General features: G+C 35.0%; 22 protein-coding genes. 8 read left to right on the top strand and 14 right to left on the bottom strand.

The genetic code is table 11. From position 1 onward, the window contains the following. Positions 1–63 precede the first annotated feature (63 nt). The 8 genes from V7719_RS10140 to V7719_RS10105 all read right to left on the bottom strand — a co-directional run bounded on the left by V7719_RS10140 (position 64) and on the right by V7719_RS10105 (position 10,649). The gene (locus V7719_RS10140; protein ID WP_335729789.1) at positions 64–2,511 is read right to left on the bottom strand and encodes an FG-GAP-like repeat-containing protein; all 2,448 of its coding nucleotides are present in this window, start codon (positions 2,509–2,511) and stop codon (positions 64–66) included. Positions 2,512–2,591: 80 nt separating this feature from the next. Further along, positions 2,592–4,640: an FG-GAP-like repeat-containing protein gene (locus V7719_RS10135; protein WP_335729788.1), complete on the bottom strand. Its 2,049-nt coding sequence runs from the start codon at positions 4,638–4,640 to the stop codon at positions 2,592–2,594. A gap of 16 nt (positions 4,641–4,656) precedes the next feature. Then, positions 4,657–6,024, bottom strand: a complete 1,368-nt coding sequence (locus tag V7719_RS10130) for an Ig-like domain-containing protein (protein ID WP_335729787.1) — start codon at positions 6,022–6,024, stop codon at positions 4,657–4,659. Between the two features lie 388 nt (positions 6,025–6,412). Beyond that, positions 6,413–7,186 carry a glycosyltransferase family 32 protein gene (locus V7719_RS10125; RefSeq protein WP_335729786.1) on the bottom strand — a complete coding sequence of 258 codons (774 nt, stop codon included), beginning with the start codon at positions 7,184–7,186 and terminating at the stop codon, positions 6,413–6,415. A 50-nt stretch (positions 7,187–7,236) separates the two neighbouring features. Then, positions 7,237–8,226, bottom strand: a complete 990-nt coding sequence (locus tag V7719_RS10120; protein ID WP_335729785.1) for an aspartate-semialdehyde dehydrogenase — start codon at positions 8,224–8,226, stop codon at positions 7,237–7,239. 196 nt (positions 8,227–8,422) lie between these two features. Beyond that, positions 8,423–8,827: a large conductance mechanosensitive channel protein MscL gene (mscL, locus tag V7719_RS10115; RefSeq protein ID WP_335729784.1), complete on the bottom strand. Its 405-nt coding sequence runs from the start codon at positions 8,825–8,827 to the stop codon at positions 8,423–8,425. A 72-nt stretch (positions 8,828–8,899) separates the two neighbouring features. Next, entirely contained in the window at positions 8,900–10,009 is a 1,110-nt protein-coding gene (alr, locus tag V7719_RS10110) for an alanine racemase (RefSeq protein WP_335729783.1), read from the bottom strand. Next, entirely contained in the window at positions 9,996–10,649 is a 654-nt protein-coding gene (locus tag V7719_RS10105; protein WP_335729782.1) for a thymidine kinase, read from the bottom strand. Before V7719_RS10105 ends, alr begins: the two co-directional genes overlap by 14 nt. Positions 10,650–10,752: 103 nt before the next feature. Between V7719_RS10105 and V7719_RS10100 the strand changes: the two genes are divergently transcribed. Then, positions 10,753–11,475: a hypothetical protein gene (locus tag V7719_RS10100; protein ID WP_335729781.1), complete on the top strand. Its 723-nt coding sequence runs from the start codon at positions 10,753–10,755 to the stop codon at positions 11,473–11,475. Positions 11,476–11,495: 20 nt separating this feature from the next. Beyond that, positions 11,496–11,876: a DoxX family protein gene (locus tag V7719_RS10095; protein WP_335729780.1), complete on the top strand. Its 381-nt coding sequence runs from the start codon at positions 11,496–11,498 to the stop codon at positions 11,874–11,876. On the opposite strand, the gene V7719_RS10090 is transcribed toward V7719_RS10095, so the two are convergent. Beyond that, positions 11,845–15,246: a DUF7933 domain-containing protein gene (locus tag V7719_RS10090; RefSeq protein ID WP_335729779.1), complete on the bottom strand. Its 3,402-nt coding sequence runs from the start codon at positions 15,244–15,246 to the stop codon at positions 11,845–11,847. The genes V7719_RS10095 and V7719_RS10090 overlap by 32 nt on opposite strands. A 174-nt stretch (positions 15,247–15,420) precedes the next feature. Here V7719_RS10090 and rsmI point away from each other — a divergent pair, with 174 nt between their 5' ends. Genes rsmI through V7719_RS10075 form a run of 3 tightly spaced genes read left to right on the top strand, consistent with a single transcriptional unit; the run spans position 15,421 to position 17,378 of the window. After that, the gene (rsmI, locus tag V7719_RS10085) at positions 15,421–16,110 is read left to right on the top strand and encodes a 16S rRNA (cytidine(1402)-2'-O)-methyltransferase (RefSeq protein WP_335729778.1); all 690 of its coding nucleotides are present in this window, start codon (positions 15,421–15,423) and stop codon (positions 16,108–16,110) included. A gap of 30 nt (positions 16,111–16,140) precedes the next feature. Then, on the top strand, positions 16,141–16,710 hold the full coding sequence (locus V7719_RS10080; protein WP_335729777.1) for a uracil-DNA glycosylase family protein: 570 nt from the start codon (positions 16,141–16,143) through the stop codon (positions 16,708–16,710). Then, entirely contained in the window at positions 16,707–17,378 is a 672-nt protein-coding gene (locus V7719_RS10075; RefSeq protein ID WP_335729776.1) for a hypothetical protein, read from the top strand. The genes V7719_RS10080 and V7719_RS10075 overlap by 4 nt, the downstream gene beginning before the upstream one ends. Before the next feature lie 50 nt (positions 17,379–17,428). On the opposite strand, the gene V7719_RS10070 is transcribed toward V7719_RS10075, so the two are convergent. Then, on the bottom strand, positions 17,429–18,031 hold the full coding sequence (locus V7719_RS10070) for a carboxymuconolactone decarboxylase family protein (protein ID WP_335729775.1): 603 nt from the start codon (positions 18,029–18,031) through the stop codon (positions 17,429–17,431). A gap of 56 nt (positions 18,032–18,087) precedes the next feature. Here V7719_RS10070 and V7719_RS10065 point away from each other — a divergent pair, with 56 nt between their 5' ends. Genes V7719_RS10065 through V7719_RS10055 form a run of 3 tightly spaced genes read left to right on the top strand, consistent with a single transcriptional unit; the run spans position 18,088 to position 21,501 of the window. Next, positions 18,088–18,510, top strand: a complete 423-nt coding sequence (locus V7719_RS10065) for an OsmC family protein (RefSeq protein ID WP_335729774.1) — start codon at positions 18,088–18,090, stop codon at positions 18,508–18,510. A 22-nt stretch (positions 18,511–18,532) separates the two neighbouring features. Then, positions 18,533–20,221 carry a single-stranded-DNA-specific exonuclease RecJ gene (gene recJ, locus V7719_RS10060; protein ID WP_335729773.1) on the top strand — a complete coding sequence of 563 codons (1,689 nt, stop codon included), beginning with the start codon at positions 18,533–18,535 and terminating at the stop codon, positions 20,219–20,221. 2 nt (positions 20,222–20,223) lie between these two features. Then, a complete protein-coding gene (locus V7719_RS10055) occupies positions 20,224–21,501 on the top strand; it encodes an MFS transporter (protein WP_335729772.1) in 1,278 nt (425 codons plus the stop codon). On the opposite strand, the gene V7719_RS10050 is transcribed toward V7719_RS10055, so the two are convergent. From V7719_RS10050 to V7719_RS10035, 4 genes are all read right to left on the bottom strand, one after another. After that, positions 21,491–22,798 carry a sulfatase-like hydrolase/transferase gene (locus V7719_RS10050; protein ID WP_335729771.1) on the bottom strand — a complete coding sequence of 436 codons (1,308 nt, stop codon included), beginning with the start codon at positions 22,796–22,798 and terminating at the stop codon, positions 21,491–21,493. The two genes, V7719_RS10055 and V7719_RS10050, sit on opposite strands and share 11 nt — an antisense overlap. Positions 22,799–22,861: 63 nt before the next feature. Continuing rightward, positions 22,862–23,617, bottom strand: a complete 756-nt coding sequence (locus tag V7719_RS10045) for a UDP-2,3-diacylglucosamine diphosphatase (RefSeq protein WP_335729994.1) — start codon at positions 23,615–23,617, stop codon at positions 22,862–22,864. A gap of 10 nt (positions 23,618–23,627) precedes the next feature. Next, positions 23,628–24,080 (bottom strand): 6-pyruvoyl trahydropterin synthase family protein, encoded by a 453-nt coding sequence (locus V7719_RS10040; RefSeq protein ID WP_335729770.1) that lies wholly within the window; start codon positions 24,078–24,080, stop codon positions 23,628–23,630. Between the two features lie 171 nt (positions 24,081–24,251). Then, the gene (locus V7719_RS10035; RefSeq protein WP_335729769.1) at positions 24,252–25,586 is read right to left on the bottom strand and encodes an MATE family efflux transporter; all 1,335 of its coding nucleotides are present in this window, start codon (positions 25,584–25,586) and stop codon (positions 24,252–24,254) included. Positions 25,587–25,662 lie beyond the last annotated feature (76 nt).

Below are 25,662 nucleotides of genomic sequence, written 5' to 3'. Positions count from 1 at the left end.
AAAATAATGAAAAATGCCTCTACAATTCAATGTAGAGGCATTTTTAAAATATCGTTAAGAATATTATTGTTTAATAAACTTTTGATTTTTAATAATGTTATCAGACATTATGCTTAATATATAATTTCCAGCACTTAGTTCGGACACATCAATTGTTTTAGAATTATTTAAAGAGTTGGTCATTACACGTCTTCCACTAATATCATAAATATTATAGATTGCATTTTGTAATTCCAGTCCAGTCTTAATAGTAAGTATATCTTTTGTTGGTGTTGGAGTTAAGATTAAATCAGAAGTATGTGCCTCGTCATCAACAACTCCTAATGTAGAACATGCAGATCCTCCGCCTTCTATAGCATTAAATGGCTGGTTTATATCTGGATTCATGTAAGTTTCACAACCCGTATTTGGCCAATAGATAATAATATGAGAAATAGCAGCATCAGTACCAATACCAAAATGTGTATTTAATGTACTCATATATTCAAACCCTTCACCACTTCTTACATCTCTAATTTGAACGCCAGAGCTTGTATAAAGTTCTACTCTTGCTCCAATTCCGTCAATATTGCTTTGTACACCAATAGTATTTATGGTAATCCAGTTATTGCTTGTAGTAAGATTCCAATAGATGTTTCCGTTGTAATAGGCATCTAAAAAACCATCATTATTTAAATCTCCAAAAGAGCCATTTTTATAATCGAGTTGGCTACTATCTGAGTCTTCAAAAGTTAAATCACCTTTTCCATATAAGATGGTACCATTACATAAAATATCTAGGTAACCATCATTATCTATATCATGACTTACATTTTCATGTCCAGTTGGAGCACCACTTACTCCAGCGCCAGAAGTTACATCAGTAAATGTGCCATCCATATTATTACGCATCAGTTTATGAGTACCAGAACTTGCACCTACAAAAAGATCCATATCACCATCATTATCATAATCTGCCCAAGACGAAGACCAAGTTTGCATTGGGTCGTCTAAACCTAGAGATGCTCCGTTTTCAGTATATGTACCATCACCATTACTTGTTAGCATGATATTTCTTCTTCGATCAGTAACACCACCGCATTTAGCGATGAACATGTCTATATTTCTATCATTATTATAATCAATCCAAATAGATCCGTAGTTGCCACCAGAAGGATAATCTCCTAAATTTGCAGGAGCATCAGGAGTAGTATTAGATTGATAGAATGTCAAATTCCCTGAACCATCATTAATATAATATACATTCGGTTCAACATCATGACAAACAAAGGCATCTAGATGACCATCTTCGTTAATGTCAACAAAGTTAGAGCGTTGTGAAAATACGTAGTCGGAGCCTGAAAGTTCGGTAAAACCAGTTCCTGCACTATTTTGTTTCATAAAGGTAACACCATTTCCAGCACCATATAATAAATCTGTTTTTCCATTTCTATCAAAATCTGCTGCAGCCATACTCCAACCTGGTAAAAAATTCGCATTAGTTGTTGCGATATCAACCTCATTAAAACCTCCAGCACTTAATTGGTAATGTATATTAACATTTGTAGCACTTGCAGAAACAATATCATCTAAATTATCACCGTCCATATCAACTACCGTCAAATCATATCCACCAATTGGCATCGATTGTGTCGTGAAATTAACACGAGCAGGATTAAGAGTTGCAAAAGCAACAGGGCCAATCCAGTTACTGTAATCTGTACCTCCACAAAATCCTCTTACGTATACTTCGTAGCTTGTTCCAGCAGATAAACCAGATAAAGGATTTGGGTTATTTAATGTAGTAGCTGTACCAGAACCAGCAGGAATACCCAGTCCAGAAGCTTGTACGGCCACTTCCCAATCTGATTCTACATCACCAGCTTGCCAAAAAACATTGGCAGTGGTTACGGTAACATTTGATACAGTAAGACCTGAAATATTAGGACATACAGGAGGTGTTTGAGAGCTTATTGTAGGCGATTGCATACAAAATCCCCATCCCCAGAAACCACCAACTTGAAAATCATCATAATAGAATCTATATTGAAAATTAGTTAACTGGTTTGAAGTAAACGAGGCAATGCTCAACGGATTTGAAGTAAACCCTACTGCGCTACCAGAACAAAAATCATCATTAGTACTCGTTGTCGTAGGAGCAAATGCATCTCCCCAATCAACCCATGATCCACTATCTGCATTCCAATATTGTAGTTGTAATATTTCTCCAAGAGAACGAAATACATAACTCGTTCCTACAGTAAGCCAGTTTTCGCCAGCATCACTTGCTGCTGTAAGGCTTATTATAGGTGACTCGGCTGCGATACTATCTTGGTGACCGTTTCCAGCATCATCATCATCGTAAGCGAAATTACTGTCCGACGCAGGGTTTGCTTCGAAGGCATTAGCATCTGTTAGATAACTTCCAGATATGGACCAGTTCGAATTTGGCCAGTTTGCAGGCTGGTTTAGAGTTTGAGAGAAACTAAAAAGCGCACTTAAACAAAAGAGTGCTAAAGTAATTTTTTTCATAAATTGATAGATTATTTAATTAAGAAAGTCTATAAAAATAATGAAAATGCCTCTTAATTATTATTAAAGAGGCATTTTATTTAATTTTTCACAAACTTTTGACTTTTTATTTTAGTACCAGATACAATACGTAATATGTAATTGCCTGGCGTTAATTTTGAAACATCAATTGATGCTGAATTAAGCTTAGAATTCATGATTCTTTTACCTGTAATATCAAAAATTGTATAAATGGCAGACTCATTAAGTTCTAATGACTTGATATTTATAACATCCTTTGCAGGGTTTGGATAAATAACTAATTCATCTGTAAGAGAATTTTCTAAACTCAAAGTAGCACCTTCAACAATTTCTAAAGCATCATTTATTGATGGATTTGAAATTGTATCAATAACACCAGATGGCCAATAAACTACTACGGTGTTGATAGTCGTTTCTGAACCAATTCCTATATGTGTGTTAAGAGAATTCATATATCTAAAACCATCACCACTTCTAACATCTCTAATTTTGACACCAGAGTCAGTGTAGACTTCAACACGTGCTCCAATACCGTTGATATTACTAACCGTTCCTATAGTATGAATCTTTATCCAGTTATTGTTGCTTTCAGCATTATTCATAAAAACATTTCCAGAATTAAAAGCATCTATATAACCATCATTGTTTAAATCTCCATAAGACCCAGAACCTGGGAAGACGTTAGTATAAACATCAAATGACATATCGCCATGACCAAATAAAATATTATTTCCAGATACTAAATCTAAATTACCATCATTATCAAAATCAAAGGTCACTGTTTCTGTTGATGTGGTTGAAAGCACACTTACTCCAGAAGTTCCTGTTATATCCGTGAAACTTCCATTGTCGTTTCGCATTAATTTGTGAGGACCAGAACTTGCACCAACAAATACATCCATATCACCATCATTATCAAAATCACCCCAAGCTGAGGACCAAGTTTGCATAGGATCTGCTAGACCAATAGCGGCAGCGTTTTCAGTATAATTTCCAGCACCATCGTTGGTATGCATTTGGTTGGTTCTACGGGCAGTATTTCCACCACATTTTGCGATGAACATGTCCATGTCTCTATCATTGTCGTAGTCTACCCAAATAGACCCATAGTTTCCTCCTGAGGCATAGTCACCAAGTCCACCTTGATTAAAGGATAAGTTACCACTACCATCATTTAAATAATATACATTAGGTTCGACATCGTGACACACAAAAGCATCTAGATGACCATCATTATTAATGTCTACAAAGTTTGAACGTTGAGAGAAAACATCTTCAGGACCAGAAACTTCTGAAAAACCTGTTCCTGTACTATTAGCTCTCATAAAGGTTACTCCACTTCCAGCGCCATATAATAAATCGTTATAACCATTCCTGTCATAATCTGCAGCTGCCAGACTCCAAGAAGGTGCGAAGTCAGGATGTGCTGTGGGAATTGTTGACTTTTCAAAACCACCACTAGCTAGTTGGTAGCTCACAAAAACATAAGGTCTTGGAACCGTTACATTACCATCACCATTATTATATGTTGAATCTCTATTAACACAAACTAAATCATCTAAGTAATCTCCATTCATATCAACAGTTGCAATTTTGTATGTTCCAGATGTCCCTCCAGCTTGAGCGGTAAAGGTTACGGGTACTGGCGGTGGTGGTGTGTAATTTATAGCCTCTAAACAAAAAGCAACATCAGAAACCGCTCCTGAAAAGTCATATATTTGTATAATAAGCTCATCTCCGATATCCCAACCGGTTATATTATTTGTTTCGAAAGTATCTGTACATGCAATTTCTATAGACCCAGTTGAATCCCAAACGACTATACCCGGATTTCCCGGACTTTGGGATGAGAAGAATAAGGCAGTAGTTGTTGCGGTCCAAGTAAAAAATTGGTCTAATCCTGATATTCTACAACTGCCTTGAACACCACTATCAGTAGTGCCATCTGAAGCATAAGGTAGATAAAAAGTTGATATAGAACAACCTGTCCCTTCAGGTGAAGGTGTTATAGGAATTGCTCCGCTTACATTATCATTTGCTGGCTGCCCAAAAGTTTGAGCGCAAAATGCTAAGGATAAAATTGTTAATACTAGTAATTTTGATTTCATAATTCTTAATTTTATTTTATTCGCATTCTCCGTTGAGGGAATTAATCCATTCATCTATTAATCTTACACCTTCTAGATGTGTTAAGGTTCTTCCTAATAGTGGCATTCTATTTTGCTCTTCGGTAGAGTTTAGTCTAAATCGAAGAACAGAAGTATCTATATTACCTGGGGTAACGATATGTGATGTCCCAGCAATTTGAGTATCAGGTGAAACACAAACCCCTTTATTGACATCATCTTCATTATCATTAAAAGCAAAACGCATTGGTCTATATTCACAATAACTTTCATCAGAATGACAGTGCGCACAATTAATATCTAAATATGATCGTAATCTTAAATTGAGATCCAACGATTCGTCTTCCCAATTAACAGTTGATACGATAGAAGTGGGAAGATTGTTTTCTAAATAACCTACTTCAATCCATTTTTGCAATTGGTTGCTTGTTCCGTCAGTGTACGCCACATCTCTATTTAAGTTTTGAGGCTTTGGACCAATTGGAACAGGTGTGTCAAATTTATTATGACATGTAAAACATTCGCTTCTTGAAGGAATTCTATAGTTTACGTTGTTAGTAATTTCATTTTCTATCCATTGAATATCTATAAAACTCCCAGAATTTGTGAACGTAGCTTCAGTTTGATCTTCATTCCACACATATTTCGCAAAATCCCAACCTTCCTCAGTCATATACATTAGTCGTGTTTCAATTATCCTTGTGGTATTACTTGGCTGTACATTGTCATAATAAAAATTCTTGATAAGTACAGCTCCAACAGGGAAATCTAAAGGTGTGAAATCATTGTTATAATTTGATTTGGTGCTATCTGGCATCCATACAAATCGTTTCTTATGAGCATAATCAGTAAAAAGTGTAGAATTTAATTCATAAGGCAATACGCCAAATACAGGATCTAAATCTTTTATATCACCTTCAAAAAAGGTGTACTCTGAAAGTGTTGGATAAGGTATTTCATCTAAATTAAAACGCACTGGAGACACAGGTGTAACGGTTACTGTAACAGTTCCATTAGCGCAATTATTACTGTCATCACAGATGGTATACTGAAATGTATCGTTGCCTACAAAGTCTGAGTTTGGTGTATAAAGTATAACATCATCAGATGGATTGTCAGGGGTAGAATTAGAATCTAAAACTTGATTAGTACCATTTTGACCATTAATAGCAGAGAGAGTTCCGGTATTTGGAACGTTAATATCGTTTGATAAAACAGCTATTGAAATCGAACTGTTTTGAGAAACTACAATAGTATCTGTATTAGCTTCAATAACGATAGGCACATAATTGTCATCGTCGCTACATGAAAAAGAGACTAAGACAAAAGCAAAAATGCCAATAGGTTTCAAGTAATTTTTAAACATTTACAGTAAAATTTGGATAGTAAATATAATTACAAAGTGAGTACCTAAATAATTAATTGGTTGTAATACACTTTTTATCAGACAACAAGAGTCCAAATGCTAAAAAATCTGTTAAATTTTTTAGTCGATATAGACTTTGCAACATTTACTATTATTTAAACAACTTTAATGCGTAAAACCCTACCATAGATGATAGAATTGATTAAAGTAATTTGCTTTCTACTGAATATCAGTAATTGAAATGTATGTTTAGCAGCATTTTTTATTAGATTATGACATACAATCTACATATTCAATATGTTAGAATGTGGGCTGTCACGATGAACTCTTTTGATTAGAATATGGTCGTTTTTTATAAGAAAAAAGATAAAGATCTAGATAACTAAGACTAGTCAGTTGGTTTTTTGAATTTTGAAATAAGTTTTCTTAAATTAAATAAACTAATAATTTTTTCCGTCGTTTTAAGCCCAATTAGCTTTATGACTTCTAGTCTTATAACATTTAAAAGCGTAAACCATGAATGATTAAAATGATGGATGCAATAGGTGTTTTTTGATTTAAAGACTTGACGTGTTTGATGATCTTTAGGGCTAAAATATTCGTAAGGAAATAAAAACACTGTATTTTTATCTTCAATCAAGCTATCAATGCCATCAACCTCATTAGTTTTGAGTTGAACTGTTTTTTTGTATTGCTCAATTTGAGATCGCATTATAACAGGTAAGATCTCTTGGTCATAGCTTCCGTTTTTTTTTATAAAAGATCTATTGTCATAATACTCTAAACAATTTTGGATCCAATCAGACCCTTTTTGTGCGCCTATAACTGCAGCTTCAATGCCATCGCCGCGATCAACCCCCATAAAGTAAGGTAAATCAAGTAGGTTGTCAAAGGTTTTTAAAACTTCAACATCACTATCTAAATAAATGCCTCCATAGTTGTAAAGCGCATGTAATCTTATGTAATCTGCTGCAAAGGCATATTGTTTGGCTTCAAAGGCTTGTTTGGTCCAGGTTGTTGAATTGATGTCGAATTTCTTTGTATCCCATAAAACAAGTTCGTAATCTGGGAGTTTTTTTTGCCAAGACTCGATACATTTTTTAATAATTTTCGGATATTCGTCACCACTTAACCAACAAAAATGGATGATTTTTGGAATCATATTTGTTTTTTTACAAGCATTTGTTTTTACAAGTTACATTTTATAAGAACTTACACCAAGTTATTAGCAACTAAATATTCGGCAATTTGAATTGTATTTGTTGCGGCTCCTTTTCTAAGATTATCACTAACAATCCACATATTTAATGTGTTTGGTTGTGAGCCATCACGACGAATTCTACCAACGAAAACATCATCCTTTCCATGAGCATAAATTGGCATTGGATAGGTATTGACATCAACATTGTCTTGAACAACAATTCCAGCAGACTCATTAAGTAATTGTCGTAATTCAGTTACATTAAAGTCGTTTTCAAATTCAACATTTACAGCTTCACTATGTCCACCAGTAGTAGGGATTCTAACTGCAGTTGCAGTAATTGCAATTGTACGATCATCTAATATTTTTTGAGTTTCTCGTACCAATTTCATTTCTTCTTTAGTGTATCCGTTTTCTTCAAAAACGTCACAATGCGGAATAGCATTTTGATAGATAGGATAAGGATAAGCCATTTCTCCTTTAATACCTGCGAGTTCGTTTTCTAATTGTCTTACAGCTTTAACACCTGTTCCTGTTATAGATTGATAAGTAGAAACGACGATACGTTTGATTTTGTATTTTTTATGAAGTGGAGCTAACGCAAGGACCATTTGTATGGTTGAGCAGTTAGGGTTAGCAATAATTTTATCTTCGGAAGTTAGCGTGTCTGCATTAATTTCAGGCACAACCAGTTTTTTACTATGATCCATTCGCCAGGCCGAAGAATTATCAATCACAGTAATTCCAGCTTCTGCAAATTTAGGAGCCCATTCTAGAGATGTGTCTCCGCCAGCAGAAAACAAGGCCAGATTTGCTTTCATATCAATGGCATCTTGCATACCAACTACTTTATAGTCTTTCCCTTTGTAGGAAATCAATTTACCTATAGATCGCTCTGAAGCGACAGGTATTAATTCTGAAACAGGAAAATTACGCTCTTCAAGAACTTTAAGCATAACTTCGCCAACAAGACCAGTTGCACCAACTACAGCTACTTTCATTTTATGAAATTTTAGGATATAAAATTATAGTTTTTATTATATTAAACCTGCTTTCCAGCACTCTTTTTTTGTTAAAAAATTGGTGCAAAAAACCACTATTTATAATTTGAAAAAGGTTTTTTTAAGAATTACATAAAAAAACCGCCTCTGTAAAGAAGCGGTTAACGTTAAAATATGGTGCAGCGATTGCTACAAATTATTTTTTAAGAGCATCTCTGATTTCTGTTAATAAATCAATTTCAGATGGTCCTGATGGTGCTGGTGCTTCAACTGGTTTTTTAGTTTTGTTATATGCTCTTACTATCATAAACATGACAAGTCCTACAATAAGTAAATTGATAATTGTATTAATCCAAGATCCGTAAGCAATTACTGCTGCACCTGCTTCTTTAGCAGCCGCTAATGATGCATACTCTGTTCCGTCCATCGCATAATGAAGGTCTTCAAAATTAATTCCGCCTGCAAAATACCCAATAAAAGGCATAGCAATGTTAGAGACGAAACCATTAATAACAGCGCCTAGAGCACCTGCCATAATTACTGCAACAGCGAAATCAATCACGTTACCTGTCATAATAAAATTCTTAAATTCTTTTAACATAATTTCAAAATGTTTTAATAGTTAGTTAATATTAATATGACACTAAGTTAATTAAAAAGTCACAAAAATGGATTAATCTCGTATAAAAGAGCGTTTTACACGTTGAGAAATTGCCGTGATAATCTCATATGAAATTGTATCAGCGGTATCTGCAAATTGCGAGGCATCTGGATGTGTTCCGAAGATAATTACCTCGTCACCTTCATTGCAATCAATACCAGTAATGTTCACCATAATCATATCCATGCAAACGTTACCAATAATTGGTGCTTTTTCACCGTTAATTGTAACAAATCCTTTTTGGTTGCCATATTGTCTACCAATACCATCAGCATGACCAATAGGTATGGTTGCTGTTTTTTTTAAACCGTCACTTACAAAAGCTCTGTTATAACCCACGGTCTCCCCTTTCTCAATCTTATGAATTTGAGAAATTATAGACTTGAGTGTCGCGATAGGTTTTAGGTTTTTGTTCTCTGTTTCAGAATTTCCAAAACCATATAAACCAATGCCTGTTCTTACCATATCCAGATGTGCTTCTGGATAATTAATAATTCCAGACGTATTTGTTAAATGAAGTATAGGCTGAAAACCTATAGCTTTTGAAAACTCATCTGAAATTACTTGAAAACTATTAATTTGGTTTTGAGTAAATTCTTTTTCATTCAAATCTTCACTTGCTGCTAAATGTGAGAACAATGATTTTGCTTTTACAGCTGAAGTGTCTTTTAGTTTTGAAATAATATAGTCTACATCATTTTTCCAAAACCCTAATCGATTTAAGCCCGTATTAAATTTGATATGAACGGGATAGTTGCTTTGTTTTTCTTCGGAAGCAATCGCGATAAATTCATTTAAAACTTTGGCATTATACAAACTAGGTTCTAAGCAACGTTCAATTAAGGTTTTAAAATTTACAGCTTGCGGATGCAACACTAAAATAGGAGTTTGTATACCAGCATCTCTCAAAGCAACACCTTCATTTACATAGGCAACACCAAAATAATCAACACCTAAACCTTGAAGATAGTTGGCAATGGTATTAGCATCGCTTCCGTAGGCAAATGCTTTTACAACGGCTAATATTTTGGTATCGCTTTTAAGTTTTGATTTAATATACTCGAAGTTATGTTTGAGTGCCTTTAAATCGATTTCTAAAACAGTTTCTCTAGCTTTTGGCATTGGATTTACTGTCTTTATTAGAAATTTCTTCAGCGTCATTGACTTTCATGCTCTTTACCTTATCGCGTAACATGGCTTTGTAGTATGCAGCACGACTCAACGGTTCATATTCATCAACTTCACCTAACAACACCAATGCATCACTAGACGCTTTACGATAACTGTATTGAGCGAGATTTCCTGTCCTAGTGCATATGGCATGAACTTTTGTAACATATTCGGCAGTTGCCATAAGGTTTGGTATTGGTCCAAAAGGGTTTCCTTTAAAATCCATATCCAGTCCTGCAACAATTACACGAACACCTTTATTGGCAAGATCATTACAAACCCTTACAATTTCATCATCAAAAAATTGAGCTTCATCAATACCAACCACATCACAACCGTCTGCTAGTATAGGAATATTAGCCGCCGCAGGAACAGGAGTAGAGCGTATTTCATTAGAATCGTGAGAGACCACCATATCTTCATCATAACGCACATCAACAGCAGGTTTAAAAATTTCAACCTTTTGTCTTGCAAATTGGGCTCGTTTGAGTCTACGAATCAGTTCTTCTGTTTTGCCAGAGAACATTGAGCCGCAAATGACTTCAATCCATCCAAATTGTTCTTTCTGATTTACTGTATTTTCGAGAAACATTTTGTAATTTTAACACTAAAACCTACCTAGAGTTCGTTTTGCATAAAGGTGGCGCAAATTTATTAAAAAACAAAAACCTATTTGGGAATAAAAATTAAAAGTTATGAAGAAGAAGCTGGAAGCAGAATTAGTTAGCATTGCACATAGAATTTTAAAGCTTAAGGGTAAGGAAGATGTTATAAAATTACATTCTGAAGCTGGTGCATTATATGAAAAATTAAGTGTTCTCAAGTTTGCAAATGAAAATTTTGAAGGCGATTTACCAACAATTGGTGGCGATTCTTCTTTCTTCGGAATGTTGGACACCGCATTCAATAATAAGATAAGCGACAATATTGAAATTGAAGATAAGATTTACGTCAATCTTGATGAAAAGGAAGATGATCATATCTATGAACCAGTTATGGAGAAAATTAAGGATATGGTTGCACAAATGCCTCAAGAATCACAACAAGTAGATGACATGGTTGAAACGGCAGTTGCTAATAAACCACAAGAACACTTAGAGGACATCACTGCTGGTTTTGAAGATATTCCAGTTTTTGAACCTGTGTCTACAGAAACCACTAAAAAATCATTAAATGACAAACTTAAAAACGGTGGACTTAATATCGGACTTAACGATAAACTCGCTTTTATTAAACACCTTTTTAATGGCGAAATTGAAAATTACGAACGCGTATTATCTCAATTAAAAACAACAAATTCTATCAAAGAAGCATTACACCTTATTCACGACATTGTAAAACCAGATTACAACAATTGGGAAGGTAAAGAAGAATTTGAAGAACGCTTTTTATCAACAATAGAGCGTAAGTTTGATTAGCTGATTTCGACAACCGTTAAATGAAAACAACCAAAATACTGTATTGGATTGCCACAATCCTCTTATCGTTTCTGTTTCTATATTCAGCTCAGATGTATTTTTTTAATACTGAAATGGTTCAAGGCTATTTTAAAGTTCTCAATTATCCATCTTATATTGTTATTCCTTTAGCGATCATAAAGGTTTTAGGCGTCATTATGATTCTATGGCGGAAAAGTAATTGGCTGACCGAATGGGCTTATGCTGGTTTTTTCTTTGATTTAGTTTTAGCAACTGCGGCACATCAATATGCAGGAGATACATTAGGTCTTTCTGTAGTTGGAATTCCTATTTTATTTATTTCCTATTTCCTCGGAAAACAAGTGAGACCTAGTAATTTAGGTAAACCCAACCTAGTATAGGTTTTTCTCCATTATTCAAGTCTAGAATATAAAAATAGGTACCAACAGGAAGCAAGCCTGTAGTGGTTGGAATTCCCATATTTGGCCTGCCATCCCAATCGTTTAGGTAATTTCTCCTTTCATAAATCTTAACACCTAATCTATTGTAGATTTTAAGGAGGTTATTTGGATATTCTTCTATACATTGTATCGTAAATAGATCGTTTAAACCATCGTTGTTTGGCGAAAGTCCTTCAGGAATAAACAAGCAAAATCCAACAACAACTTCAGCGTCATCCATATTATTTGTGTCATCCCTGTCGGGTTGTTCAACGCTATTTAGAAAAGCTACATTTAATAAATTACTACTAGAATTCACTTGCGCTACAAGCGTTAATGTTTCAGATTGGTTACTCATTAAAGCATCAATGGACCATATAAATGTCGAGCTGTTAAATGCACCTTCAGATGCAGTTGCTGATACAAGAGACATTCCTACAGGAAAGATATCTGAAACCTCAATTATGGTACCCTCAGTTGTTCCTAAATTAGTAGCAGTAATTAGAAAGGTTACTTCATCTCCAACGAGGGCTTCTTCCGGGAAAACACTTTTTAAAATTTCGATATCTACATCAGAATTATCATCCAATACAGTTAATGTCGCATTGGTTTGAGAGGTATCAATATTATTTTGTGATTCAATATTATTAGTATCATTGAGATATACTCCAGGAACGTTGCAAGTCAATATAACACTAAAGGTGCAAGTCGATACACCTTCAGGGAAAACTAAATCTGTAATGCCAGTAAAATTATCACCTGTAGTACCTATAAAAGTTGCCGTACAACCATTACTCATTACCCAATCTGGTGGTGAAACCACTGTGATTTCCGAAGGAAAAACATCAGTAAACGAAATATCACTTTGTGTAGGGTTTGACGGTAAATTAGTAACCGTAAACACGAGCGTACTTTGTGCACCTACAGTTATGGTTTCTGGATCGTAAATTTTATCCAATACAGGCGCTACAATTTGAACATTGCTAATGGATGTATTGGTTTCTGGTGAAATCTCTAAGTTATCATTTTCATCAGGAGTCGCCACAGCAATATTATTGTAGGCACCTCCAAAATTAGGGGCTGTAACCGGAATTGTAATTCGTATCGTAGAGCCAGCGTCCATATTTGCTATAGTTCCGGTTACGAGATTTCCATTCGAAGCCAAATCAGTACTACAAGTTGCATTTCCGTCGGTAATTATACACGTTGGTGTTCCAGTTATTGTAAAGACATTATTTATGGTGTCTTCAAAGAAAATATGTATAGCATTAGAGCTATTTTCACTATTGGTAATATCTATAATCCAATTAAACTGCTGATTAATATTTACCTGAGTAAACTCTGGAAATGTTTGCACTACCAAATCCACGCAAGGTGCTATAAACGTCACAACTTCATCACTGTTATTCGACGTATTATTGTCAAAAGTACTGTCGGTATGGTTAATTTCAACGAGATTAAAAACAGGTATAGGAGCGATATCGCAATCAGTTTCCCAAGCTACAGTGGCCTGAAATGTTACCGAACTGTTTGCGGGTAAACCCCAATTATCATCTGCGACAATTTTCCAAAAGGTATCGGGTTCTCCATTGAGAGAAACACCATCTAAAGGCACGCCAATGTTTATAGTATTAATAGTAAAACACTCTGCGCTTCCTGTTGTGGAAATACATTCAACAGACATAAGCGTTCCTGTATAACCAACATTTCCTGAATTTTCAGTAAAATCGATTAGCTCTATAATCGCATCCATATCACTTTCGTTAGATGCTGTAATTTCATAGGTTACAGTTCCTGCTTGTATCGTGTTATCTGGCGATTCACCATTAGGTAAAACAGGGTCTATTTGCATTTTGGTCACACCTAAATCAACGACAGGACACCCTACAGTAGCTGGCAACATTACAAAATCAGTTTGTGCACTATTTTCAATAACGTTATCAAAAATATCTGCTTCTAAAACATTGGTGCCACTTCTTACATTAGCCATGCTAATTTCGGTATCTAACGAACATTCGGGTTCTAAAAACTGAACAACAGTTGTAATTGTAATGGTTGCACCAACAACTGGCATTATAAAGGGTTCACTCACCCAAAATTGATCATTAATATTTATAGTGATATCCTCGCAATTTATATTCCCTGTTGTTTGAGTGCATGTCACAGATATGATTTGCCAGTCTATAGCTGGAGATAAGTTTTGCACAAAAAATGCAATAGTAGCATCAAGCGGACCATTATTACAAACAGTAGTTTCAAAAGTTACATCTTGGTTCCAATTAGCTACGGTTGCAGGATCTGGATCGGTTTGGATTGTGTCAATACAGATATCGGTGACTTGACATAATTCGGCTTCTAATAAATCGGTCACAACAACATTAGATGAATTGGAAGACACATTAGTATGATCTAATGTTATAGATATTCCACTTGAAACTACTATAGGCTGTAATTCTACTGCACATGACGGATCTAAATATTCGTAAACAATTTCAAATGTTGCAGACCCACCAGTGGCAAAGACATGAGGTGTTGTAAATGAAAACAGCATTGATGTAGCACTTACCAAAGACGTCATGCCAGGAGCAATACCCGAAACATCGGGACATGCTGTGCCACCAGTTGTTTCAATACAATTAATTGATGTTATACCTACATTTGGGCGACCATAATCGATATCAGAAACTAAGGTAAGATCACCTACAAAACTATTAACAGGGAAGTCAATAGCACTATTATTAGTAATTGTAAACTGATAGGTAACAGAACTATTCCATGATGAAATTGGCGTCCCTTGCGCAGGAGAAATTTGTGAATGTGTTACAGTAAAATCAATCTCAACATCTATCACGTCTATTGAAATAAGCGATTGATTATTGGAACTATTCGTGTCTGTCGTGCCATTTGGAGGAGCGATAATAGCATTAATAGCGATACCTCCAACAATTGAAGGCGCAGTGACATCAATTTTTAATTCTACACTAGAATCTGTAGGTAAGTTGGTAACACTACCAGTTAATACATTATTTGTGAGTATTAAATCTGAAGCATTTGACGCACCACCAGAATTATTTTGAGAACTAATATTACCAATATCTAGATTTTGCAAGTTGTTAGATAAAGTGATTTCAAATGTGGAATTATTAACTGGATTGCCAGAGTTTATAATGGTTACTATGTACTGAAAATCCTGAAAAATCTCAACTTGAGACACAGCAGTTCCACCTGTATTTTGTGCTTGAGCAACAATAGATAAATCGGTAGTTTGACTATGCAATTGAGTAAATAATAGAAAGAAAAGAATTAAGCGGAACAGTAATTTTGCTTTCATAAGATAATAGTTTTGACTTGTGCAATGAGAAAATGAACAACCTCAAGACTATAACAGATAAATATAGAATTTTCCTACTATAAACCCTTAACTGACAAAAAGACCCTAATTATTGCAATAGGTTGCGTTAATATACTTGAAAACGTTGTAAATTTGAAAAGAAATCCCTTACAAATGAGTAAACTTTTTCTTGTTCCTACACCTATTGGAAATTTAAAAGACATGACCTTTCGTGCTGTTGAAGTTTTAAAGGCTGTCGATTTGATTCTAGCAGAAGACACGCGTACTTCTGGGAAATTGCTCAAGCATTATGAAATTGGGACACAAATGCAAAGTCACCATATGCACAATGAGCATAAAATGGTTGATAATTTGATTCAAAAACTGAAGAGCGGATTGTCAATTGCATTGATTAGTGATGCAGGAACGCCTGCCATTTCAGATCCAGGGTTTTTATTGACAAGAGCTTGTGTTGAAAACAATATAGAAGTCGATTGTTTGCCTGGAGCTACAGCTTTTGTGCCAGCATTAGTCAACTCTGGATTACCAAATGATAAGTTTATCTTTGAAGGGTTTCTTCCTGTAAAAAAAGGACGACAAACACGATTAAAGTTTCTTGCTGAAGAATCGCGTACAATGATTTTTTATGAGAGTCCGCATAAACTCATAAAAACACTAACTCATTTCTGTGAGTATTTTGGAGAAGAAAGATCAGTTTCGGTATCAAGAGAACTAAGCAAACTCTATGAAGAAACCATAAGAGGTACTGCAAAAGAGGTTTTAGAGCACTACACCAATAAACCACCAAAAGGCGAAATTGTGATTATTGTAGGAGGAAAGAAGAAGTCGATAATGGACATTTAATTATTATCACTTAAACTTAGGACTGTTTTTATGGATAAATTATTACACGACATACGACAATGCAAAATCTGCGAACAGCATTTGCCACTTGGCCCAAGACCTATTGCTACAGGGCATCCAGATTCTAAAATTGTCATCATTGGTCAAGCACCTGGAACAAAAGTCCATGCTTCAGGAATTCCTTGGGATGATGCTAGCGGAAGACAATTGCGTAAATGGTTAAATGTTTCTGACGACGTTTTTTATGACGAATCTAAATTCGCCATTATACCTATGGGATTTTGCTATCCAGGAAAAGGAAAAAGTGGTGATTTACCACCTAGAACAGAATGTGCACCACAATGGCATCAACCCTTATTTGAACATATGAAACATGTGGAGTTGCTCATTTTAATTGGCATGTATGCCCAAAAGTATTATTTAAAAGAGCAAGCCAAACGTACCTTAACCGAAACGGTAGCGAATTACAAAGCGTACTTGCCTAAATATTTTACATTGCCACACCCTAGTCCGAGAAACCGATTTTGGCTGACTAAGAACCCTTGGTTTGATAAGGAGGTTTTACCTGAGTTGAAAAACTGTATCGAAGCTGTATTATGAAAATATTATACCTATTCTTAGCGGTATTGATAATTAGCTTTTCCAGTCAAGCTCAAGAGGAAATCTCATGTGATTTATTACCCAGCGTTACTACGAATTCTCCTTCGAAATTTTATTTAAATGAGATTACAGCTGAAACATTTAATTCCAAAAAAAGAGTTAACACCAATGCCCTTGTTTTGTTTTCTAATAGTGATTCGATTGAGAATATATTACAACACAAACATCCTAAGTTGTTTAAAAAGAAAAACGGAAAATATCTATTTAAAAACATTGATAATCAAGTTATTACGGTTAGGAATAATTTAGTAGAAGATAAAACGTATTCTAAATACGCGTTTAAAGCTCAATTTAAAAACTACATTGTTGTTTTTCAGGAGTATTATGAAGGTGCTATGTCTCTATTGATTGATACAAATACAAATAAAGCTTATTCACTTCCTGACAAGCCTTACTTTATTACTGATAAATTAGTTTATAGTTATGGGCTCTATAGTGGAGGAGGTACTATGTTGACCATATTAGATATAGGTAAAAATGAATATATATCGTTTGACTTTGATAATATCATTTTTGAAAGCACCTATAATATTTCGATTAATTTAAGATTCAAAATTAAATGTATGTACTCTGACGAAACAAAATATTTAGAAGTATGTAGATATTAAAGACCTCTCCATTTCTGAAGAGGTTTTAAAACGATCTTTAGTATGACAGCTTAATACTTCGAGCCATCATGTTTCCCGACTTCGAAACCGTGTTTTCCAAGGTATTGGTTGCCACTTTCTACAGCATCGTCTTCAATAGAAGTTCCCATAGAATCATTCCAACGGTTGAGGTAACCAAATAAGGAAATCACACCAAGCATCTCTACGATTTCACCTTCATCCCAATGCTCGTATAAACGTTTTTTAATATCAGCATTCACACCATTTGGGACTTGACTTGCAGCTAAACTAAAATCGAGAGCCGCACGTTCTGCATCAGAAAAAGCAGCGTGTGTTCTGTACTCCCAAATATTATCTAGTTGTTCCTGTTCTGCTCCATAACGTTCGGCAGCACGAATGGCATGAGCTTGACAATAACGACAACCAGTTGAATTGCTACTTACCCAAGCAATCATTCGTTTTAAAGCCGATGTCACGCGACCTTCATTAGCCATAACCGCTTTGTTTAAATTGATAAAAGCTTTTGAAATTGCTGGACGACGTTGCATCGTTAATACCGAATTTGGACAAAACCCAAGAGTTTCATTAAAAAATTCGGCAAGTTGTTTTGTTTCCGGATCGTGTTCCGCAGATAAAGGAGTTACTAATGCCATATATTATGTTTTTAGTGGTATTTTTGAGTTAACAATAAACGAAAAATTCTTCAGATATGTCTCATAAAGTAGTCACTCATTGGAAAGGAAACTTACAGTTTGAATCGGATAATCCTAGCGGAAAAACGATGTTGATTGATACCTCACCAGAAAATGGCGGTTACAATTCTGGATTTGCCCCTAAAGCTATGATGTTATCTTCTTTGGCAGGTTGTTCTGGATTGGATGTAGTATCTATTCTTAAAAAAATGAAGGTGCCTTTTTCAGATTTCAGAATTGATACGTTTGGCGAATTAACCGAAGAGCATCCTAAATATTATCATACAGTTTCTGTCGAATATCATTTATATGGCGAAAACCTTGATGAAGCTAAGATTAAAAAGGCCGTTGACCTTTCCGTTGAAAAATATTGTGGTGTTATGGAAATGTTTCGGAGATTTTCAGAAGTAAAAACATCTATTCATTATCATAACGTATAGAGAAAATGTTCTATATTAGTGTATGCGTTGGACACTTAAACCAAAACCAGATTTAAAAACCGTTGAAGCTTTGAGAAAAGCACTTCAGGTAGATGCCTCTGTTGCCACCTTATTGATACAACGTGGTATTGAAACGTATGAAGATGCCAAGACATTTTTTCGACCTAGTTTAGCCGATTTACATGATCCTTTTTTAATGAAGGATATGGACAAAGCAGTAGAACGGATCGAAAACGCATTAGCTAATGATGAGAATATTTTGGTGTATGGCGATTATGATGTAGACGGAACAACGTCTGTCGCTTTAATGTCATCGTATTTAAAAACAAAATCAGGTAGCATTGCCACTTATATTCCGGATCGTTATGATGAAGGTTATGGCATATCATATAAAGGCATCGATTTTGCTCACGACAACGATTTTACACTTATTATTGCATTGGATTGTGGCGTAAAAGCTATTGATAAAGTGGATTATGCTTCGGAAAAAGGCATTGATTTTATTATTTGTGATCATCATAGACCGGGAGATAAACTTCCAAAGGCTGTTGCCGTTTTAGACCCAAAACGAGACGATTGTGAGTATCCTTATAAAGAATTGTGTGGCTGTGGTGTTGGCTTTAAATTGGTTCAGGCTTTAGCGTCAAAAGATGATAAAACCGTTGAGGATTTAGGCGAATATTTAGATTTAGTTGCTACAGCAATTGGCGCAGATATTGTTCCGATTACTGGAGAAAATAGAGCATTAGCTTATTTCGGATTGCAAGTGATTAATACAAATCCGAGACCAGGAATAAAAGCGATTATAGCGCAAGTGGAAAAGAAAATACTCACCATTACTGATGTTGTTTTTATTGTAGCACCTAGAATTAATGCTGCTGGGCGAATGAAGCATGGTAATTATGCCGTGACTTTATTAACCGAAACTGATGAAGGGTTGGCTAAAACCTTTGCAGCAGAAATTAATGAGTTTAATCTGGATAGACGTGAGACTGACAAACGGATCACCGAAGAAGCATTAATTCAAATTACTGAGAATAACGAACAGGATAGAATAACCACTGTGGTTTATCATGAGTCATGGCATAAGGGTGTGATAGGGATTGTTGCGTCTCGGTTAATCGAAACCCATTATAGACCAACGCTTGTGTTTACAAAAAGCGGTGATAAATTGGCAGCTTCGGCACGATCGATAAAAGGATTTGATGTGTATAATGCTTTGGCAGCTTGTAGCGAACATATCGAACAGTTTGGCGGACATAAATATGCAGCAGGATTGACGCTTAAAGAAGAAAACTACGACGCTTTTAAACAAGCCTTTGAAGATGAAGTATCGAAGACAATTGATAGAAATTTATTGACACCAGAAATTAGTATGGATGCGCAGATTGAATTAAACGATATTACACCTAAATTTTACCGAATTTTAAGCCAGTTTGCTCCTTTTGGACCAGGAAATATGACACCTATCTTTATGACACAAAATCTACAAGATACAGGTTACGGAAAATGTGTGGGCGAAGATGATAAGCATTTGCGATTAACAGTTACACAAAGCCATGCGAAACTTGTTGGAATAGGTTTTAGTTTAGGAGATAAATTACATTTGATTCAGAATAGACAATCCTTTGATGCTACATATTCTATTGATGAAAACCATTGGCAAGGCAATGTGAGTTTGCAATTAAAATTACGAGATATTAAAGCTTAAATATGTCCAAAAAAGATCCATACGCAGCATTGCGATATAGAGAATTCAATATATTTTTATTGGTGCGTTTTGCCTTGATTTTTGGTTGGTCTATGCAATTTATTGTTATCGAGTGGCAGGTTTATGCTCTAACGAAAGATCCCTTGAGTTTAGGTTTAATAGGTCTTTTTGAGTTTGCTCCTGCTTTTGTTATGGCTTTGTTTGCAGGTCATATTGTAGATCAGCGAGAAAAACGAAACCTGTTAGCTTTATGTATTGCTGCTTTTTCTTTAATAAGTTTTGGATTATTTTGGTTGACTTCTCAATCTGTGATTGAGTCGTGGTCTAAAAATAGTATACTCTATTCCATTTATGCTTTGGTGTTTTTTGGTGGGTTTTTAAGAGCGTTTTTTGGACCAACTATTTTTTCCCTTGTCGCCTTAATCGTACCTAAAAAGATTTATCCTAATGCAGCAACATGGAATAGTTCTACTTGGCAAATGGCACGTGTTTTAGGAGTTGGTTTTGCAGGATTTTCTATTAGCTGGATTGGTGTGCACTGGTCTTTATGTATCGTTTTTGGTTTAGTACTATTTTCATTAATAACTATTTTTCAAATACCTCGAAAACCAATTCTTAATCCAAAAATTGGTGAGAATCTTTTTTCGAGTTTATCAGAAGGGTTATCATTTGTTTTTAATACTAAAGCGATATTGGGTGCAATTACTTTAGATATGGTTTCTGTTTTATTTGGAGGAGCAATAGCTCTCGCAGCGGTTTTTGCAGAAGATATTTTGAAAGTAGGGCCTCAAGGTTTCGGGATTTTGGTTGCAGCTCCTTCGGTTGGCTCTTTTTTAACTATGCTGGTGACTGCATACATACCAATAAGTAAAAATGCAGGTATGAAACTATTGGTTGCTATTTTTGGTTTTGGACTTTGCATAATCGTATTTGGGTTATCGTCTGTATTTTGGATTTCTGTCGTAGCACTCTTCTTTAGTGGTGTTACAGATGGTGTCTCTATGGTGATTAGACAAACTATCCTTCAAATTAAAACGCCAGATCATATGCGTGGTCGTGTATCGTCAGTAAATTCTATGTTTGTAGGGTCTTCTAATGAATTGGGTGCGCTTGAAAGCGGCTTAACAGCTAAACTCATGGGAACAGCAACTGCAGTTGTTTTTGGTGGCACGATGACTTTGATAACCGTTGTTACTACAGGATTAGTTTCTCCTTCGTTTAGAAAATTAGATTTAACTAAGGATATAGAGGAACATGAGAAGGACGAAACTACTGTCTAATTTCATTGAGTCTAGAAATTAATTCATCTTTTATCAAACTATTTTCAGTACTTAATGGTAATTGATTTGGGTTTAACAAGTTTGGGTTTTCAAGGGGATTAATACTTAAATCAAATAAAGCCTCTGAGCCATCATCAAAGTATATGTATTTATGAGTGCTATTTCTTATCGTATAATTTGAACCCCCAGTTTCATTACCAACTTCGGCATAAACATAGTCTCTTGTATTACCATTAGAGCTTGACAATAAGTCTTTAAAACTTTTGCTATCATTTATTTCAGTAGTATTATTTCCTGCTAATTCAGAAATGGTAGCAAACAAATCGGTTGTATTAATTAAAGCATTTTCAATAGCATTTATACGAGTCACATCTTTTCCATAAATAACCATTGGTACATTAACGCCTCCTTGGTAAACACTTCCTTTAGCACGGAAACTACTATGCTCCTGAACGACTTGATTAGGTGTTCCATTGTCACCAATAAATATAAAAACAGTATTCGCTTTTTCTTCTTCACTCATCGAATTGATGAGCCTTCCCATTTCGGTATCCATCGCTTCAAGCATTGCCATATAGTAAGGTAAAGGATTAGCATCTATACTTGCTTGGTCTGATGGTAAATTTCCTTGATAATGTAAGTCGTTAGGCGGTAAATGAAAAGGCGTGTGAGGTGCATTATAAGCCAACCATAAAAACCAAGGTTGTGATTGTTGGTCAATCCAATCTATCGCTAAATCTGTAAATTTTGTTGTAGTATATTCTGTAGATGTTGAGGTTAAGCCATTTTCAGTTAGGTTCCAATTGGTATAAGATTGAACACCTCCATTTAAGAGTCCAGCATAATAATTAACCCCCATGTTTGTTGGATGATTCACATCATTAGATAAATGCCATTTCCCAATAACCGCATGATTGTATCCTGTGTTATTATTGTCTAAATATTGATGTAATGATAATTCTGAAGTAGATAAAATATCATTTGCTTTTAAAACGTTAGTTCTAAATCCATATTTACCAGTAAGAATACTTCCTCGAGTAGGTGTACAAACAGGATTTGACCATAAATTGTTAAACCGAACACCAGAATCCATCATATTTTGTAATGTTGGCATATTGGGTTTTACACTTCCAATGCTGTAGCCTGGAGAGGCATCTAAGCCCATGTCGTCAGCGATAATCAATACAATGTTTGGCTTGGTTAAAGATGGACTAACTGTAATTGTTGAATCGTCATTTCCACAAGAAAACAATAGTATAAGACATACTATTGAAGCACATAGTTGAGTAAGTTTCATGAAATAAATTTCATCTAAGACTTATTAATAACAAAAAGGTTTAAAGCTGTTTATAAGAAGGCTTTATTTGAAAGTCTTCAATTCAAAATGATCACCTTCAAAAACACCATAAGTATAGTATTGAATCCAGTCACCAAGATTGACATATTTAGAATTGTCTTGTAAAGGAACTTCCATTGGTAAGTGTCGATGACCATATACAAAATAGTCACGATGTGATTCTTGTAATTTAGATTTACTGTATTGTATGAGCCACTCTTTATCTTCTCCTAAATAAGTAGCGTCATGTTCACCAGAAATAAGTTTATTTTTCACTGATAAGTATTGGGCAATTTGCATACCAATATCTGGATGGAGCCATTTAAATAAAAATTTAAAGACAGGGTTAGTAAATACTTTTTTCATGCGTTTATAGCCTTTATCAAAAGGGCCTAAACCGTCACCATGTGCAATGTAAAAAGAGGTGTTATTAAAGATGAATTCTTTAGGTTCATGAAATACAGCGATGTTGAGTTCTTTCTCAAAATAGCCGTTCATCCATAGATCATGGTTACCAACGAAGAAATAAATTGGAATACCAGAATCACTTATTTCTGCCAATTTCCCTAAGGTTCTTGTAAACCCTTTTGGAACCACAGTTTTATACTCAAACCAAAAATCAAATAAATCACCTAATAGAAAAATAGCTGCAGCATCTGTTTTGATTTCATCTAACCAAGCTACAAATTTCTTTTCACGAGGTAAAGACGCTTCTATAGTTGGAGCGCCCAAATGATTATCTGAAGAAAAATAGATTTTCTTTCCCTTCGGAATGGTTATGTTGGTAGGTTTAGTCATTATCTGAAGCAAACCACTGGGCATAAGAAGTTGCAGTTTCTTGAAGTTTTAAAGAGTGTAGTTTGATATTATCAGGGAGTCGTTGTTTTATCTTTTTAGCAAAATCAATAACCATCATTTCACTTGTTGGTTGGTAATTGACTAATAGGACATTGTGATCTCTGTCTTGTAATTCTTTTGCTAACTCAACATGTGGCGTGTTTTTATTGAAAACAGTTGCATGGTCAAACACATCAACGATTTCTTCTTTGACAATTTTTTTAAGATCACTAAAATCAATTACCATCCCAAATTTCACATTAGTGTTATCTGTAATGGGTTGGCCAATAACAGTAACATCCAATCTATAGCTGTGACCATGTACATTTTTGCATTTTCCATCATAACCATACAACGCGTGGCCAGTTTCAAAAGAAAATTGTTTTGTAATACGAATGTTACTCATTAGCGTCTTTTATTACGATTGTAGAAATAAACAATAACTAGAATGATTCCTAAAATAAGGAATAAACCACTTCCACTTATAAATGACATAAAATCCATAGGATTGTTTTTGTTTATTTAGAACTATTAACTGTAAATTAAACTGAAGTTTAATATACATAATGTGTCAAAGTTACGTCTTTTGTGAAAGTGACAAAAATAGTTGTCTGAATTTTATGATTAAAGGTATGCCTCTGGCGATAATCCAGCAGGTTAAGGCAATAAACACGCCATATAGTTTAAGGTCGTAACTATCCAATAGAAATAAGATTGGAATAAAAACCAAGCCTGTTGAAAGTAACAATAGGTTTCTTAAAAACTTCATTTTCCCCATACCTTTAAACATGCCGTCAAAAATAAATGCCAATGCGCAAAGAGGTTGCATCACTAGAACAATCCAAAACACATTATAGAATTGGTCAATTACGGCTTGATCTTTTGTAAAGATAGGACCAACAAAGTTGTACGTTAGTAATCCAACAACGGTTAAAATGAAACCAACTCCGATACCACATTTTATCAAAAGCCGACTCAATTCTACAAGCTTTGAATACTCTTTGGCGCCTAATAATTTTCCTGATAGGATATTTCCAGCGCTAGCATATCCATCAATAATGAATGCGCCCAAAAACCATAGATTTATGGCAATGGTGTAGGCTGCAATATATTCGGTACCATAAGAAGTGGCGAATCGTGTAGCGAAATATAGTGTGGCATTTAAAGCTAAGGTTCTTACAAAAAGGTTTAAGATCATTATAGAGAACGTCCTAATTTCTTTATTAAACGGAAATGTGATGCGCAACGAAATATCAGTCTTTTTGAGTAAATAATAAGCCGAGCATATGGCCATGATGATTTGAGCAATCACACTTGCCCAAGCTGCACCTTTGATATGCATCGGATTGATAAGACCTTCGATACCGTAAACGAAGGCAAAGTCTAAAACGATGTTCACAACGGTTCCGATGATGGCAATAATCATTGGATAAAATGTATTTTGAAGCCCTCTAAATGTTCCGAAAATAGCAATAGTGAATAAGGTAAACGGAAACCCCCAAACCCGTATTCCGTAGTAATCGATGCTAAAGTCTAAAATGAGATGTGATGCATTATAGAGTTTAAAGATTTCCGAAGAAAACGGTAAAGTAGTAACAATAATGAGGATACTTATGGATGTAATTATGAAAATAGCTTGAGCAGGAAGGTTTTTCACTTTATCTAATTGGTTGGCGCCTAAATGTTGCGAGACAATAGATGAAATGGCGCTTCTGGTTTGACCTAATACCCAAACGAGCATCGAAATAAAAGTACCTACAATACCAACAGCAGCTAAAGCTTCAGCAGCATTATAATCGACATTACCAATAATGGCAGTGTCGGTTAAAGACAAAATAGGTTCTGCAACGCCAGATATTAATGCTGGAATAGCAAGTTTGTTGATGTTTTTTAATGTGATAGCTGTTGTCAAAGGCTTATACCAATTAAATTTTGATTAGTTGAGGCGTATAGCCTTAGTTACATTATTAAACGAAAAGTCATCTAAA

The sequence above is a fragment of the Psychroserpens sp. genome (assembly GCF_036960315.1).
In the GTDB taxonomy this organism is placed as follows: domain Bacteria; phylum Bacteroidota; class Bacteroidia; order Flavobacteriales; family Flavobacteriaceae; genus Psychroserpens.
Note: the sequence above shows the minus strand (reverse complement) of the source record. Positions and strands in the feature narration are given on the sequence as shown.